7 protein-coding genes and 2 pseudogenes are annotated in these 16,228 nt (G+C 62.6%); 4 read left to right on the forward strand and 5 right to left on the reverse strand.

Annotated elements, in window-relative coordinates; genetic code table 11:
• The first annotated feature begins 17 nt into the window (after positions 1–17).
• Positions 18–2,054, forward strand: coding sequence for a TonB-dependent receptor (locus AC0J41_RS09525; RefSeq protein ID WP_473015309.1), 2,037 nt, complete (start codon positions 18–20; stop codon positions 2,052–2,054).
• Between the two features lie 52 nt (positions 2,055–2,106).
• Here AC0J41_RS09525 and AC0J41_RS09530 read toward each other — a convergent pair whose 3' ends face one another.
• A complete protein-coding gene (locus AC0J41_RS09530) occupies positions 2,107–4,317 on the reverse strand; it encodes an LTA synthase family protein (protein WP_473015310.1) in 2,211 nt (736 codons plus the stop codon).
• 448 nt (positions 4,318–4,765) lie between these two features.
• Between AC0J41_RS09530 and AC0J41_RS09535 the strand changes: the two genes are divergently transcribed.
• The gene (locus AC0J41_RS09535) at positions 4,766–5,365 is read left to right on the forward strand and encodes a hypothetical protein (RefSeq protein WP_473015311.1); all 600 of its coding nucleotides are present in this window, start codon (positions 4,766–4,768) and stop codon (positions 5,363–5,365) included.
• Positions 5,366–5,540: 175 nt separating this feature from the next.
• Here AC0J41_RS09535 and AC0J41_RS09540 read toward each other — a convergent pair whose 3' ends face one another.
• The 4 genes from AC0J41_RS09540 to AC0J41_RS09555 all read right to left on the reverse strand — a co-directional run bounded on the left by AC0J41_RS09540 (position 5,541) and on the right by AC0J41_RS09555 (position 9,088).
• A complete protein-coding gene (locus AC0J41_RS09540) occupies positions 5,541–6,020 on the reverse strand; it encodes a copper chaperone PCu(A)C (RefSeq protein ID WP_473015312.1) in 480 nt (159 codons plus the stop codon).
• A complete protein-coding gene (locus AC0J41_RS09545) occupies positions 6,020–6,625 on the reverse strand; it encodes an SCO family protein (RefSeq protein WP_473015313.1) in 606 nt (201 codons plus the stop codon). Before AC0J41_RS09545 ends, AC0J41_RS09540 begins: the two co-directional genes overlap by 1 nt.
• Before the next feature lie 156 nt (positions 6,626–6,781).
• The gene (locus tag AC0J41_RS09550) at positions 6,782–8,188 is read right to left on the reverse strand and encodes an efflux transporter outer membrane subunit (protein ID WP_029977436.1); all 1,407 of its coding nucleotides are present in this window, start codon (positions 8,186–8,188) and stop codon (positions 6,782–6,784) included.
• Positions 8,189–8,293: 105 nt separating this feature from the next.
• A complete protein-coding gene (locus tag AC0J41_RS09555) occupies positions 8,294–9,088 on the reverse strand; it encodes a helix-turn-helix transcriptional regulator (RefSeq protein WP_025109113.1) in 795 nt (264 codons plus the stop codon).
• A gap of 488 nt (positions 9,089–9,576) precedes the next feature.
• On the opposite strand from AC0J41_RS09555, the pseudogene AC0J41_RS09560 reads away from it, so the two are divergent.
• Together AC0J41_RS09560 and AC0J41_RS09565 are read left to right on the forward strand one after the other, a co-directional pair.
• Positions 9,577–10,893: pseudogene (locus AC0J41_RS09560) on the forward strand (condensation domain-containing protein); the annotation flags it as partial.
• Positions 10,894–11,019: 126 nt separating this feature from the next.
• Positions 11,020–15,990: pseudogene (locus tag AC0J41_RS09565) on the forward strand (amino acid adenylation domain-containing protein); the annotation flags it as partial.
• Positions 15,991–16,228: the final 238 nt, after the last annotated feature.

Below are 16,228 nucleotides of genomic sequence, written 5' to 3' on the forward strand. Positions count from 1 at the left end.
CTCATGGAAGTTCTGAAATGCCTGCCCGTTCCCAGCCCCTTCAACGACGCCTGACGCCTCTGGCCGCCGCGCTGCTGCTTGCCTCGCCGGTGTTCGCCGCCGAACCGCTCGAGCTGCAACCACAAGTCATCACCGGCAATCCACTGGGCAGCCAGACCCTGGCATCGCCCTCGACCGTCCTCAGTGGCGACGACCTCACGTATCAGCAGAAAGGCAGCCTGGGCGAGACCCTGAACAAGCAGCCCGGCGTGTCCTCGTCATACTTCGGCCCGGGCGCGAGTCGGCCGATCATTCGGGGTCAGGACGGTGACCGCATTCGCATCCTGCGCAACGGCGTCGGCGCGCTGGACGCTTCGTCGCTGTCCTACGATCACGCGGTGCCGCTGGATCCGGTCAATGTCGAGCGCATCGAAATCGTCCGCGGCCCGGCAGCGCTGCTGTACGGCGGCAGCGCGATCGGCGGGGTGGTCAACACGTTCGATAACCGCATTCCTACCGAAGCCATCGACGGCATCCATGGCGCCGGCGAGCTGCGCTACGGTGGCGCCGACACGACCCGCAGCAGTGCGGGGAAACTGGAAGCGGGCAACGGCCAGTTCGCCTTGCACCTGGATGCCAGCGCCCGTGAATTCAACGATCTGAAAATCCCCGGTTACGCCAAGACCGGCGCTGCGCGCGCCAACGACGACGGTGATTCGCGCAAGCATCGGCTGGCCAACAGCGACGGGCGCCAGGACGGCGGCGCTGTTGGCGGTTCCTACACCTGGGATGACGGTTACGCCGGTCTGTCCTACAGCAATTACGATTCGAACTACGGCTCACCCGCCGAAGATGACGTGCGCATCCGCATGCAGCAGGAGCACTACGCGTTTGCTTCGGAAATCCGCAACCTCGACGGCCCGTTCAGCTCAATCAAACTCGACGCGGGTTACACCGATTATGAGCATCGGGAAATCGAGGGCGGTGAAGTCGGTACAACCTTCAAGAACAAGGGTTACGAAGCAAGGGTTGAGGCTCGGCACCGGCCGCTGGGGCCGTTCAATGGGGTGATCGGCGCTCAGGTCAGTCGCAACGAATTTTCGGCGCTGGGCGAAGAGGCATTCGTGCCGCACACCGATACGGATGCCGGCGCACTGTTCATTCTGGAAGAGTTACAGGCCACCGAGCGACTGCTGTTCACCCTCGGCGGGCGACTGGAACACACCACGGTCGATCCGGATGCCAAAGGCAACGAGCGCTTCGCCAACGCCGACCGCTCCAGCAGCTTCACCGCCGGCAGCCTGTCGTCCGGCGCGGTGTACACGCTGACGCCGATCTGGTCGGTCGCCGCGACACTGGGCTACACCGAACGCGCCCCAACGTTTTATGAGTTGTACGCCAACGGCGCGCACGTCGCGACCGGCACCTATGAAGTCGGCGACGCCGGACTGTCGAAAGAAAAAGCGGTGTCCAGCGACCTGGCGTTGCGCTTCGACAATGGCACGCACAAGGGCAGTGTCGGCGTGTTCTATAGCCATTTCTCCAATTACATCGGTCTGCTAGGCACGGGTCGCACGCTCAATGACGAAGGGGAACAGGACGCCGGTGGCATTCCCGAATACACCTACTCGGGCGTGCGCGCACGTTTCAGCGGCATCGAAGCGCAGGATCGCTGGACGCTTGGCGAAAATGCCTACGGCAAGTTTGCCCTGGAACTGTCGGGCGATTACACCCGTGCGAAGAACCTCGACAACGGCCAAGACCTGCCGCGCATCGCGCCGTTGCGCTTGAACAGTGGTTTGTTGTGGGAACTGGATCGCTGGCAGGCGAGGATCGATATCGAGCACGCCAGCTCGCAACATCGCGTGCCGGCCAGCGAAAGCAGCACCGATGGCTACACCACGCTGGGCGCCAATGTGGGTTATCACTTTGATGTCGGTCAGAGCAAATGGCTGGCTTTCGTCAACGCCGAGAACCTGACCAACCAGACCGTGCGTTACGCCAGTTCGATCCTGCGCGACGTTGCGCCGGCAGAAGGGCGCAGCATTCAGGTGGGGTTGCGCACGACGTTCTGATTGGACCCGGCGATTGCCAACGTCACGCCAGGTGCGTGACGTTGGCAATACCTCAACTCGATTGCGCGGTGTCGTCGTCTGGCAGCGCATCCAGTGGATCTTCCTGCCCTGGCAACTCAGTGATCACACTGAAATCCGTGACCTCGACCGCCCCCAGCCCATAGCCCAGCAAGTGGAACGAGAAGGCCTTGCGCTGTTTCGGGTTGTCGAAACTGAAATCCATCTCCAGTGGCTGGTCCGCCGTGGCGACCATCTCGGTCGGCAGTCCCAATTGCACGTCCTGTTCGAACTCCTTGGCCTTGAGCTGAATGTACGCCGTCTGCTGTGGATCGACTGAACGCACGGTCAGGCGCACGCGAGTGTGCGAGCCCTTGGGCATTTCCAGGTATTGCGCGCCGATCAGGTTGTCGGCCCAGTCATCCTTGATCTGCGCCTGCAGCGGGATCACGTTGTTGCTGCCGAACTGATAGCGCTGATTGAGCGGTGTGCGCAGCAGCGACAGGTCCAGCGCCATGGCGCGCGCCGCAATCTGTCGGGCCTGCTGGCTGCTTTCGTTGCCCTTGAAGGTGGCGCTGTCGGCAATGAACCCGGCACTTTCGTAGTAGCGGCAACGGCGCGGCATGTCGCACTCGGAGAACGTCCCCTGACCGTTGTGGTAGCGCAGTTTGCCGTTGGTGTAAGACATGATTTCACGCCCGCTGGCGTAGTCGCGAAACAGCGAGCGGCCGCTCAATGCCGTAGGCACCGGCAGGTCGAAATAGTCGAGGATCGACGCGCTCAGATCGACATGCCCATAGACTCCGGCATTCAGCCGCGGCAGTTGTTCGTGTTCCGGCGCCAGCGTCAGGTTGAAACCCCAGGACGATGCCAGGCGCACGCCATCGATGCCGTGGGATTCATCCGAGGTGATCACCACCAGCGTGTCCTTGAGCACGCCCTGGCGTTCGAGACCGCTGAGGAACTGCTCCAGCGCATCGTCGAGATAACCGACGGCGGCCTGTTTCGGTGTGTCGTAACGCTCCAGGTATTGCTCCGGTGCGGAGTAGGGCTGGTGCGTGCCGACGGTCAGCAGGGTGAGCATCCACGGTTGTTTCTGCTTCTTCAGTTGGCTGACGTAATCCAGTGCGCCTTCGAAGAACGCCTTGTCATCCTTGCCCCAGGGGAATTCCAGGTAGTTGGCGTTGGTGAACCACTCTAGACCATGGGTCGCATCGAAGCCGATGTGCGGCATGATCTTGTCTTTGGCCATGAAGCGCAGCCCGGCGCCTTGCAGGTAGTGGGTGCTGAACCCGTTCTGCCGCAGTTGCGCCGGCAGGCATGCCTGATTGCGTTCGTGCTGGGTGAGCATTTCCACGCCCTTGGGCGTACCGTTGTTGAGTTTGTCGTAATCGCCACAGAGCATGGCGTACAGGCCGCGAATGGTCTGGTGGGTATGCAGTACGTAATCGGGCGTGTTCATGCCGCGCTCGGCCCAGCGGCTGAGGTTGGGCATCAGGTCTTCCTGATAATGGCTGCCGATCGCCTCGCGGTTGGCGCGGATGTAGGCGCCGGGAATGCCTTCCAGCGCAATGATCAGTACGTTGCGCGCCTGCCCCGGCGCGGCCAGCAGTTTGCGTCCGTTGAGGTCCAGATCCGTCAGTCCGGTCATCTGCGGCGCGGGTTCTTCGGCGTCACCGTCCAGCCATTCTTCGGCCTGCAATTGCAGATCGGCCACCTGCGTGGCGAGCAAGTGGTGCGGCAGGTTGTACAGGCGCCACGGGTCTTGATCGTTCGGCCACAGGTTCTGCACACCCCAGTGCGCGGCAAACAGCAGCGCCGGTGCCGCCCACAGCGAGCGGGGCAGTGCGGGCGCGGGTTGGGCGCGATTGGCGAAACGGGTCGCTAGCCAGAGGATCAGCGCCAGTCCCAGAATGATGCCCACGGCAGGATGGGCAAGACCGCCCCCCGTGGAGTTTTCCACGAACTGCGGGTCAATCAGATAATGCAGATCGGCAGGGTTCGGCAGTCGGCCGACCGCGCTGACCAGCTCGGTCGTAGCCACCGCCAGCAGGCCCCAGAACAACAGCAACGGCAACGCCAACCACCACGCACGGCGATGCAGCAACACCAGCAGCAGGCTGCCGATCGCCAGATCGGACAAGTAGCCCAGCGGCGATGACCAGCCCAGCGCCGCGCGCAGGCACACCGGTACGATCAGTACCAGCAGAATCAGAGAAAAGAGGCGGGCGTGTGGTTGCCGCAACCAACGAAAAAGAACGCTCACAAAAAGATCTTCCAGCCATCAAACCGTCATAAAAGTGTGCGCGATGATACCAAGGGTGGGCTGTCTGATCGCCTTTTTAAACACATGCCTGATCTGCTCTCGTCAGCCCGGCAGATGCCCTCACGCCGTGCCAGGCGTTCGTGTCAGCCGAATAGGGGACCGATGACGAGTGGTGTGCTCCGGTGGATTTATTGTTTCAGACTGTTTAAGGGGCGCCGTCGCAGGCTCCGGTCGATGTGCTTTGTGGACAGGGTGGTAGGCACTCAGTAGCATTTGCGCCCAACGGATTTTCCCTTTGCACGTCGCCCGGCGTGGAACTCTCAAGGAATCGACATGCGCAACACCCCCAATGGCCAACAACGAACGGTCGTGACCCTGGTCAACGGCGAGATTCACCATAAAACCCGTATCAGTTCCAGCTCGGGGATGTCTCGGCAAAGTGTGCGTGATGCATTGGCACGAAAGCATTGATGACGACAGGTCAGAATTAGCCATGCAAGCGTTCAAGAGTGGAAAGGTCGTCGTCGAGTTCGCTGATTTCAGAGGAACGATGGTTCGCCATGAGCAGTTTTTGATGCCTGACAGCGGGCGTCAGGATCGATATTGGGTCAGGACTGCACAGGGTGACCTGCCGCTGGATCTGTTCAACAAGGACCTGCCGGTCAAGCGGGGCCATGAGATATCGGTGCTCTACGGTTGCGTGCCGGGCGGCGAGCTCAGGAGCGCGATCTGTGTGTTCAACCACTGCGAGGGCCGACTCACGCCGCTGTCGGAGGGGAAAGCACTTCACGAAGAATTGTTTCCTCGCAGCCGGAAGAACCTCCCGTTTATTGCCTGCCTGGCGACTTGCGCAGTGGCGGGGGCCTACTTCGATTGGTGGGGCGCGTCTGCGGGCTTTGTCGTTTACTACCTGCTGAAAGCCGAGAGCGCCAAACGCAACATGCTTCTGGTCAATGGTCTGAATCTGCATCTGGAGAAATTGAGCAAGGGTTATGTGCGTGAAGCGACTCGGCGCAGGATCACGCGGTTGCTCGCGCGAAATCTTTGAACCAAGGGATGTGGGACAGTTATTCGCCGACGACTCATTTATGAACACAGCGGCTGCGTTTGGGCGGCCAGACACATGATCACCCGCGCGATTGCGCCAACGTGTAACGCGCAAAAAAAAGGGGCGGCCTGATCAATCGATCGGGCCGCCCCTTTTTCATTACCGCAAAGTCGGATCAATGCATCTTGCTGTGATCGTGACCTTCCATAGTGGTCAGCGAACGGACTTGGGCTTTGACTTCAACGGTCTCTTTCTCGCCCTTGGCGCTTTCCACGGTGAGGGTCAGCGGCACGCTTTCGCCTTCCTTGAGCTGGCCGTTCAGGCCCATCAGCATCACGTGGTAGCCGTTCGGGTCGAACTTGACGGCTTTGCCGGCCGGCAGGTCAACCGATTTGACCGGGCCCATGCTCATCACGTCGTTCTTCATCGACATTTCGTGGATCTGCACATCTTTGGCCACTGGCGAGGCAACGCTCAGCAGTTTGCTGTCGCTGTCGGCGGTGACGGTCATGAACGCGCCGCTGGCCGATTGGGTCGGCACGGTCGCACGCACCCAGGCGTCGTCGACCTTGGTCTGGGCGGAAACCTGAAATGCCAGGCCCAGCAGGGACAGACCGAAAACGGCGCGTTTGATGTTGTTCAGAACGGGGTGCATCAGCAGACCTCCATAACGGTGAGCAAATCTTCCGTGCACTCTTGTGCCGAAAGCGATACAGACAGACCCATGCGCAGCTGGCCGCGCGAGTCGTAGACGTAACTGGTGGACGTGTGAGAGATGGTGTAAGTGTCGCCCGCCGGCACCTTCTCGTAGAACACGTCGAATTCCTTGGCGGTGGCCTTGGTTTCTTCCAGCGTGCCGTACAGCGCGACGAAGCTCGGGTCGAAGGCTTTGACGTAGGCGTCGAGGATCTGCGGCGTGTCGCGCTCCGGGTCCAGGGTGATGAAAATCACCTGCAGACGGTCGCCGTCCTTGCCCATCAGTTTCTTGATTTGCGCCGCGCGGGCGAGGGTGGTCGGGCACACCGCCGGGCATTGGGTGAAGCCGAAGAAGATCATCGGCATCAGGCCACGGAAGCTCGACAGCGACATGGTTTCGCCGTCGGTGTTCTTCAGTTTGAAGGTGCGTCCGAGGATCTTGTCACTCAGGTCCTTGCCGTACTTGTACGACAGTTGGCCACGGGTGTCGCAGCCGGCGAGCAGGCCCAGGCCCAGCACGCCCATTCCCGCAAGCACCTTGCGGCGAGTCAACAAAGCCGTCATCTAATACCGCCTTTTGCAGCCCGTCAGTCAGCATGACTGGCGGGGGGTTAACCGTAAAAGCGGCGCATGATACCAAACTGCAGGCAGACGCCGGCCGCGGATCGCCGCGCAGCGTAGGATCGGGCGACAAAAGGTGTAAGAAAAAGTGACGAGTGACTACTGAACGCTGACCTCATCGGCCCGCCAGCCGCCGCCCAGCGCGGTGTACAGGTTGACCTCGGCGACCAGCTGCGCCAGCCGGTCAGTGATCAGACCCTGCTGCGAACTGAACAGTGAGCGCTGTGCGTCGAGAAACGTCAGGCTGCTGTCGACGCCGTTCTGGTAACGGTGTTGCGCCAGGTTGTAGTAGTCCTGCGTGGCCTGCACCAGGTCGCGTTGCGCCTGCAGTTGTTGCTGGTAGGTGCCTCGTGCCGCCAGTCCGTCGGCGACCTCCTGGAACGCGGTCTGAATCGATTTTTCGTATTCGGCGACGGCCACGTCTTTTTGCAGTTTCGAATAATCCAGGCTCGCGCGCAGGCTACCGGCGTTGAAAATCGGCAGGTTGATTTGCGGCTGGAAAGTCCACGCACCGGACCCTGCGCTGAACAGCCCGGCGAGATCGCGGCTGGAGGTGCCGGCGTTGGCGGTCAGGCTCACGCTGGGGAAAAACGCCGCACGCGCCGCGCCGATATTGGCGTTGGCGGCCTTGAGTTTCGACTCGGCCTGAAGAATGTCCGGGCGCCGTTGCAGCAGGTCCGACGGCAACCCGGCCGGCAGTTGCTGCACCAGATCGCTGGACAGCGGCTGCGCGGGCAACGTCGCGGGGACCTGAGTGCCGACCAACAGTGTCAGGCTGTTCAGATCCTGAGCCACTTGGCGTTGATAGCGCGCCAGATTGGCTCGCGAGCTGTCGACGCTGGTCTTGGCCTGAGCCTGTTCCAGCGCCGAGGACTTGCCGGCATCCCGGTTGCGGGTGGTCAGGCGCAGGCTCTGTTCGTCGGCCGCGAGGGTCTGGCGGGTCAATTCGAGCAGCTCCTGATCGGCACGCCAGGTCAGGTAGGCATTGGCGACGTTGGCCACCAGGCTCAGCTCGGCACTGCGCCGCGCCTGTTCGGTCGATAGCCAGGTCTGCAACGCCTGCTCGCTGAGGCTGCGTACCCGGCCGAAAAAATCCAGTTCATAGGCGCTGACGCCCAGATTCACCCCATAGGTCGAATTGATCAGCGCTTTGCTGCGGGTCACGCTGGGCGGCACGCGCTGGCGCGATTCACTGGCGTTGGCCGACACCGCCGGCAGCAGGTCGGCGCGTTGGATCCGGTACTGCGCCTGAAACGCTTCGACGTTCAGCGCCGCCACCCGCAAGTCGCGATTGTTGACCAGTGCGCTTTCGATCAACTGTTGCAGCGCCGCGTCGTTGAACAGCGTGCGCCAGTCTTCAGTGCGCGTTGCAGGCTGTGTCTGTGCCGGGTAAACGGCGCCTTGCGGATACTGCGCAGCGCTCGGCGAGGCAGGGCGCTGGTACTCGGGAATCAACGAACAACCGGCCAACACAACGGCCAGGGACAATAAGGAAATGCGCAACATCGAACGTTCTCATGCAGAAAAAAGGCGTGCCCGTTTCGGCACGGTCGGGCCAGGGCACTGCAGCCCCTCGGCCCAATGGAAAATCCTGATTGCGCTTGTCGGGGATCAGGCCCCGGCCATCCACCGTGCCAGGCCATGCCGCCCGCTGACCCCGAGTTTGGCGGTCGCACGTTTGAGATAGGTCTCGACCGAACTGCTCTTGACCCGCAGCTTCTCGGCCAGCTGCGGCACGGTGCCGCCGGTCAGCAGACCGAGGCAGACTTCTTTTTCCCGCGCCGACAGGACGACGCCGCCCAGCGCCAGACGCTCATCGAACACCTGCTGCAAGGGTGCCTGTTCCAGATCGGCCAATGGCTGGCGTGGCTGTTTGGCGATGATCTGCCGACTCAGGTGCGCGTGGCGCTCGATCAGCGGCAACAGCGTGTCGGACAGGCTTTTGAGAAACGACAGCTCCGGCAGGGAAAACACCCGTTGCGTATGCGGCCGATAGAACGAGATGACACAACGGCGGTTGGAGGTGCGCGATACCAGATTGCACTGGTGCACGCTGTGCTGCGGATGTCTGGGCTGGAGCGATGCTTTGAGTTGAATCAGCAGTGAATCATTCATCTCGATCATCTTCTGCAACAGCGGATGATCGTCCGGGCGTTGCAACGGATCCGGCGGCGGGAAGGTCTGCGGCAGGCCCGCGCTGCCCAGCGCCTTGATCTCGACCACGCTGGCCTGGCGTTCGTCCAGCGTCCATTCGCTGAGATCGACCCGGTTGACCGGCACCAGGGTGTCGACCAACTGGAACAGGTTGCTGGCGAAATGATCGTCGCCGGTGCTGGCAATCAGTTCTCCCAGTTGCCAGTAGAAATGCGGGTTTTCCATGTTGCGAATGCTGCCGGTCAGATTCATATCCTTGTCATCCCTGGTTCCGAGTCATCACCGAGTCGTCCGCTGTTTATGCAAAAGCCGCCCACGCAATCATCTCTCCTTGAAACTGATCTGGGGCGGGATTTAAGCCTATGGTTTTGCCCTGCGTCTGTAGGGGAAACCGGGGACACAAAGTGCCATCATTTCTGAAAGTTGGCGCCGGGCTTCTGACGGTGTTTGGTACAGGTGCCGTGCTTTGTATGACTGTTTGGTCACGTTAAAGCCCCGGAAACCGGGGAAGTTGCGCTGTTGTGTGCTGGCTGAGCAGGTCGATGGCAGCGCTAGCGTGTGGCATTTTTCCTACAAGCTTTTCAGTGTTTCCTCTCCGAACTTTTAGAAAGTTCCGGCCCTATCAGGCACAACAAGGGCTGACAGCCCCGTGCGGCGGACCGGATTGTCCGGGTTTCACGTGTCATGTCAGCGCCGGGGGCGATGCTTGAATAGGCGCAAAATCACATGAGAAGGATCTTATGCCGCCTATTTCTGCCCCTGCGGTGGACACTCCGTCCGCATCGCTCCAGACGTATCCGCTGACTGCTGCGCAGCTGGACATCTGGCTGGATCAGCTGAGTCGCGGCGATTCGCCGTTGTACAACATCGGCGGGTATATGAACCTGAGCGGCCCACTGGATCCGGCTTGCATGCAGGCGGCCCTCGAAGGTCTGGTGGCCCGGCATGACGCCATGCGCACGGTCCTGTTGCCGGGCGCCGGTGTCGATGGCCTGCCTTTGCAGCGATTTGCCCACGCTTTGCCTGCACCGATGCCGATTCACGATGTGTCGGCGCACGCCGACCCGGAGTCGGCAGCGCGGGCATTGATTCAGCAGCGCATCGATCAGCCCTTCGTGCTGGATGGCGGTCCCCTGTTCCGTTTCCTGCTGATCCGCCTCGACGAGCAGCGGCATTGGTTGTCGATTCTGGCCCACCATTTGATCGTCGATGGCTGGAGCTTCGGAGAAATGCTCAAGTCGCTGGACGAGATCTACAACGCCTTGGCGCACGGCCGGCCCGCACCGGCCACCGCGCCGTCGTACATCGACTTCATCGAAGACAATGCGCGCTATCACGGCTCGCCCCGCTATACGCTGGACCGTGCCTACTGGCTGGACAAGTACCGAGAATTGCCCGAGCCGCTGCTGCTGCCGCGCCACCAACAGAGTCTGGCCGGCGCCGCTGCCCAGACTCAGGTCCTTGCGCAGCCCCTGCCGGCGCTGCTGCACCAGCGCATGAAACAGGTGGCGCGGGAGTTTGGCGCTTCGGCGTTCCATGTCCTGCTGGCGGCGTTGCACGTGTATTTCAGCCGCACCGCGCAGCGTGACGAATGGGTGGTGGGGCTGCCGATCCTCAACCGCTCCGGTGCACGCTTCAAATCCACCCTCGGGCTGTTCGCGCAAATCAGTGCAGTGCGCATGGGCTTTGGCCGCGAACAGACATTCGGTGAGCTGATCAGGGCCATTCGCGATGAACTGAAAAAGGATTTCCGTCATCAGCGCTTTCCCTTGAGTGAGATGAACCGCGCCCTGGGCCTGTTGCGCGAGGACCGTTCGCAACTGTTCGAACTGACCGTTTCCTACGAGCAGGACACCCACGATTACCGCTATGGCGAGGCGCTGGCGCGGGTTACCAAGGTCTCCAACGTGGAAGAGGCGACGCCACTGGCGGTGCACCTGCTGAGTAATCTGGCCAACGATGACGCGCGCCTGTACCTGATTTACAGCGAGGCGTATTTCAGTGCCGAGGAGGTCAAGGCTCTGGCCGAACGCTGGCTGCTGATCCTGGAACAAGGACTGGAGGCGGTGAACCTGCCGGTCATGGAGTTCAGCCTGAGCACTCCTGAAGAAGTCGCGCTGCTGCAACAATGGAATGCGACGCGGGTGGACTATCCGAGCGTAACCACGATTGAGCAGCGCATCGAGGCTCAAGCGGTGCAACGGCCGCAGGCGTTGGCGGCGGTTCACCAAGGGCAATGCCTGACTTATGCCGAGCTCAATCAGCGCGCCAACGCGCTTGCTCATCATCTGCTCGATCTCGGCGTGCGCCCGGATGACCGGGTGGCGATCATCGCGCGGCGCGGGCTCGACACGCTGGTCGGGCTGTTGGCGATTCTCAAGGCTGGCGCCGCCTATGTACCGCTCGACCCGGCGCACCCGGCCGAACGCCTGAGCTATCTGCTGGATGACAGCGCGCCGCTGGCGGTGCTGACTCAAAGTGCATTGCGCGGGCATCTGCCGGCGTTGTCGGTGCCGGTGATCGAGCTGGATCGCCAGACCTGGTCCGCCGCCAACCTTGGCGCGCCGAAAGTGCCCGGACTGACCCCGGCAAACCTCGCCTATGTGATTTATACCTCCGGCTCAACCGGCCTGCCCAAAGGGGTGATGGTCGAGCACCGGACCTTGTGCAATCTGGTGGATTGGCACGCTGACGTTTTCGACTTGAATGCCGGCAGCCATACCTCAAGTCTCGCCGGGTTCGGTTTTGACGCGATGGCTTGGGAAGTCTGGCCGGCGCTGTGCGTGGGCGCGATCCTGCACCTGGCGCCCGCCAGCGATGGCAGCGAAGACATCGATGCGCTGCTCGACTGGTGGCGTGCGCAGCCGCTGGATGTCAGCTTTTTGCCAACCCCGATTGCCGAATACGCGTTCAGTCGGCAACTCGATCACCCGACCTTGCGCACCCTGCTGATCGGTGGTGATCGCCTGCGTCAGTTCCCGCGCCAGCAATCGTTCGCGGTGATCAACAACTACGGCCCGACCGAAGCCACGGTGGTGGCGACCTCCGGGCGTATCGACGCCGGGCAGGCGCTGCATATCGGCAAACCCGTGAGCAACGCCACGGTGTATCTGCTCGATGAGCAGCAGCAACCGGTGCCGCTTGGCGTGAGCGGTGAGTTGTACGTCGGCGGGGCCGGGGTCGCCCGTGGTTACCTGAACCGTGCGGACCTGACCGCCGAACGCTTTCTGCGCGACCCGTTCAGCGCTGAAACGGGGGCGCGGATGTACCGCACCGGCGACCTTGCACGCTGGCGCGCCGACGGCCATCTGGAATATCTGGGGCGCAATGACGACCAAGTGAAAATCCGTGGTGTACGCATCGAGCCGGGGGAAATCGAGAGCGCACTCGCCAGCCATGCGGCAGTACGCGAAGCCGTGGTGCTGGTGCGCGACGGGCAGTTGTTGGCCTGGTTCACCGAGCAGGCGCCGCTGGACATCAATCAATTGCACGGGCACCTCAAAGAGCGCCTGACCAGCGCCATGCTGCCGAGCGCCTACGTACGCCTGCCGGCTCTGCCGCTGACCGCCAACGGCAAGGTTGACCGCAAGGCGCTGCCGGTGCCCGGGCCGGACGATCTGATTCGTCGCGAATACGAAGCGCCGCAAGGCGAGGTCGAAATGGCCTTGGCGCAGATCTGGGCTGAAGTGCTGCAAGTCGAGCGGGTCGGGCGTCACGACCATTTCTTTGAACTGGGCGGGCATTCGTTACTGGCGGTGATTCTGATCGAGCGCATGCGCCAGCTCGATTTGAGCAGCGACGTGCGCGTGCTGTTCAGCCAGCCGACCCTGGCGGCACTGGCCGCCTCGGTCGGCAGCGGGCGCGAAATCGAGGTGCCGGCCAATCGCATCGCCGCCGATTGCACGCACATCACTCCAGCGATGCTGGCGCTGGTGCAACTGCAGCAGGCGGACATCGAGCGAATCATCGCCACGGTGCCGGGCGGAGCTGCCAACGTGCAGGACATTTATCCGCTGGCGCCGTTGCAGGAAGGCATTCTCTACCACCACATCACCGCCGCGCAGGGCGATCCGTACCTGCTGCAATCCCAATTGGCGTTCGACAGTATCGAGCGCGTCGAGGCCTTCGCCGCTGCGTTGCGCCAGGTCATGGCGCGTCATGACATTCTGCGCACGGCGGTGGTCTGGGAAGGCTTGAGCACGCCGGTGCAGGTGGTGTGGCGTGACGCGCTGCTGCCGTTGCAGGAAGTCGAACTTGATCCGCTTGACGGGCCGATCCTCGAGCAGTTGCACGCGCGCTTCAACGCCCGGCGTTATCGTCTTGACGTCAGTCAGGCGCCGCTGATGCGTCTGGTGTATGCCCGTGACCCGGCGCTGGGCAGGGTGGTGGGGATTCTGCTGTTCCATCACCTGGCGATGGACCACATCGCCCTCGAAGTGATGCGCGGCGAGTTGCAGGCCAGTCTGTCGGGGCAGGCTGTGGCGCTGGCGCCGCCAGTGCCGTATCGCAATTACGTGGCGCAGGCGCGGCTGGGCGTCAGCGAGCAGGAGCACGAGGTTTTTTTCCGCGAACAACTGGCGGACATCGATGAACCGACCCTGCCGTTCGGCCTGCAAGAAGTGCAGGGCGACGGGCGCGGCATCGACGAGGCGCAGCAGGCGCTGCCGACAGACGTCTATCAGCGTTTGCGCCATCAGGCGCGCCAGGCCGGTGTCAGCGTCGCGAGCCTGATTCATCTGGCGTGGGCGCGGGTGCTGGCGGCGACGTCCGGTCAGCAACGTGTGGTATTCGGCACGGTACTGATGGGACGCATGCAGGGCGGCGAGGGTGCTGACCGGGCGCTGGGGGTGTTCATCAATACCTTGCCGCTGCGCATCGACGTCGACGCCGGAGTGCTGGACGCCGTGCGTGTCACCCACGCGCGGCTGACCGCGCTGCTCGGGCACGAACACGCTTCATTGGCGCTGGCCCAGCGTTGCAGCGGGGTGGCGTCGCCGTCGCCGCTGTTCAGCGCGCTGCTCAATTACCGGCACAGTGATGAATCGGAGTTGCTGGAACCGTCCCGGCAGTCCTGGCAAGGCATCGAAACCCTGGCCAACGAAGAGCGCACCAACTATCCGCTGACCATGAGCGTGGATGATTATGGCAACGGCTTGCGCCTCACCGGCCGGGCTGTGGCGCAGATCGGCGCGCAGCGGATCTGCGGTTACATGCACGCGGCGTTGAGCGGCCTGGTGCAGGCGTTGGAGCAGGCGCCGCAACAGCCGTTGAACCGTTTGCCGATTCTGCAAGCCGATGAGTTGCAGCGCTTGTTGGTGGACTTCAACGCGACGCAAGTCGAGTGCCCGCTGGAGCAACCGCTGCACGCCTTGTTCGAAGCACAAGTGCAGTGCAAACCGGACGCCGTCGCCGTGCAGACGGCGGAACAGCGCCTGAGCTATCGCGAACTCAACGAACGCGCCAACCGCCTGGCCCATCACCTGCGCGAACTTGGTGTGCAGCCGGATGCGCGAGTGGCGATCTGCGTCGAGCGCGGGCTGGATCTGGTGGTTGGTCTGCTCGGCATTCTCAAGGCGGGCGGCGCCTATGTGCCGTTGGACCCGGACTATCCGCTGGAACGTCTGAACTACATGTTGCAGGACAGCGCGCCGGTCGCGCTGTTGGTGCACGGCGCCACACACCAACTGCTCGGTGACCCGGGTGTGGCGCTGATCGACCTGGATCGCGGCAGTTGGGAGCAGCAGCCGACAGGCAGTCTTCAGGTACCAGGCCTGAGCGCTTCGAACCTCGCTTACATGATCTACACCTCGGGTTCTACGGGCCTGCCGAAGGGCGTGATGATCGAGCACCGCAGCGCCTGCAACATGGTGCACTGGGGTTCGCAGCTCAGTCCGCCAACCGAACACGGCGCACTGCTGCAAAAGGCGCCGTTCAGCTTCGACAGTTCGGTGTGGGAGATCTTCTGGCCGCTGTGCTCCGGCATGCGTCTGGTGCTGGCGCGGCCCGACGGCAACCGCGATTCGGCGTACGTGGTGCAGACCATCCGCCAGCAACAGGTGACGGTGGTCAAGTTCGTACCGGCGTTGCTCCAGCAGTTCATCGAGCAGGAGGGTGTCGAGCAATGCACCAGCCTCACCGACGTGCTCAATGGTGGCGGTGAACTCAGTGCCGCGCTGGCGCGGCAGGTGCGCGCACGGCTGCCGTGGGTGCGTTTGCACAACGTCTATGGCCCGACCGAAACCACGGTCGACAGCACCGGCTGGACGCTGGAACCGGCAATGCCGGTGCCGGACAGCGCGGTGCCGATTGGTAAAGCGTTGAGCAACACGCGTTTGTATGTGCTTGACGCTTACGACCAACCGGTGCCGCAAGGCGTCAGCGGTCAGTTGCACATTGGCGGTGTCGGCGTGGCGCGGGGTTATCACGGCTTGCCCGAGATGCAGGCCGAGCGTTTCATCGACAGCCCGTTTGTAGCGGGTGATCGGCTGTACCGTACCGGCGATCTGGTGCGTTACAACAACGACGGCGAACTGGAGTTTCTTGGCCGCAACGACTTCCAGATCAAGCTGCGTGGCTTGCGTCTGGAGCCAGGAGAAATCGAGGCGCGGCTGATCGAGCATCCAACAATTCGCGAAGCGGTGGTGATGGTGCGCGACGAGCGTCTGGTGGCCTGGTACACGGTGCGCTCTAGCGTAGATGAACCCAGCCTGGAGACCTTGCGCGCCCATGTGCTGGAGCGTTTGCCGGAGTACATGGTGCCTGGTGCGTTCGTGCGGCTCGACGCCTTGCCGCTGACACCAAACGACAAGATCGACCGCAAAGCCCTGCCGGAACCGGGGGCGGACGCGGTGATCAACCGGCCTTACGTCGCGCCTCTGGGTGACGTCGAAACCACGCTGGCGCAGATCTGGGGCGAGGTGCTCGGCGTCGAACAGGTCGGGCGGCACGACAACTTCTTCGAGCTGGGCGGGCATTCGTTGCTGGCGGTGAGTCTGGTGGCGCGCATGCGTCAGAGTGGTCTGCACACCGACGCCCGGGCGCTGTTCAGCCAGCCGACGCTGGCGGCGCTGGCGCTCAGCACCACCGATCAGGCGCAGCAAGTGCTCATTCCACAAACCACCATCCCGAGCCTCAACCGCAAACGCCGGCTCTGACCCGGAACTGATTGTGCAAACCAAACCCTGTGGGAGGGGGCTTGCTCCCGAATGCGCTGTAACAGTCGCCATCAATATCGACTGAACCAGCGCATTCGTCGGAACGCCGCCCGGAGCAAGCCCGCACCCACAGGGAGGATCTGCGGCGCCAAGGCCGGCCGCTTGTCCCCGCTTCCCATGTCAGCCCCCCAGGCCTCGATGTTTTAGCTTTTCCCGGCTGCGCGCATCTCGCACGGAC

Source organism: Pseudomonas sp. Arb-4-2C (assembly GCF_055755015.1).

Bases quoted from the DNA above. Each gene is read 5' to 3' on its own strand.
- AC0J41_RS09545 (WP_473015313.1), bottom strand. From the start codon at position 6,625: ATGACGGCTTTGTTGACTCGCCGCAAGGTGCTTGCGGGAATGGGCGTG.
- AC0J41_RS09525 (WP_473015309.1), top strand. From the start codon at position 18: ATGCCTGCCCGTTCCCAGCCCCTTCAACGACGCCTGACGCCTCTGGCC.
- AC0J41_RS09550 (WP_029977436.1), bottom strand. From the start codon at position 8,188: ATGTTGCGCATTTCCTTATTGTCCCTGGCCGTTGTGTTGGCCGGTTGT.
- AC0J41_RS09540 (WP_473015312.1), bottom strand. From the start codon at position 6,020: ATGCACCCCGTTCTGAACAACATCAAACGCGCCGTTTTCGGTCTGTCC.
- AC0J41_RS09555 (WP_025109113.1), bottom strand. From the start codon at position 9,088: ATGAATCTGACCGGCAGCATTCGCAACATGGAAAACCCGCATTTCTAC.
- AC0J41_RS09535 (WP_473015311.1), top strand. From the start codon at position 4,766: ATGCATTGGCACGAAAGCATTGATGACGACAGGTCAGAATTAGCCATG.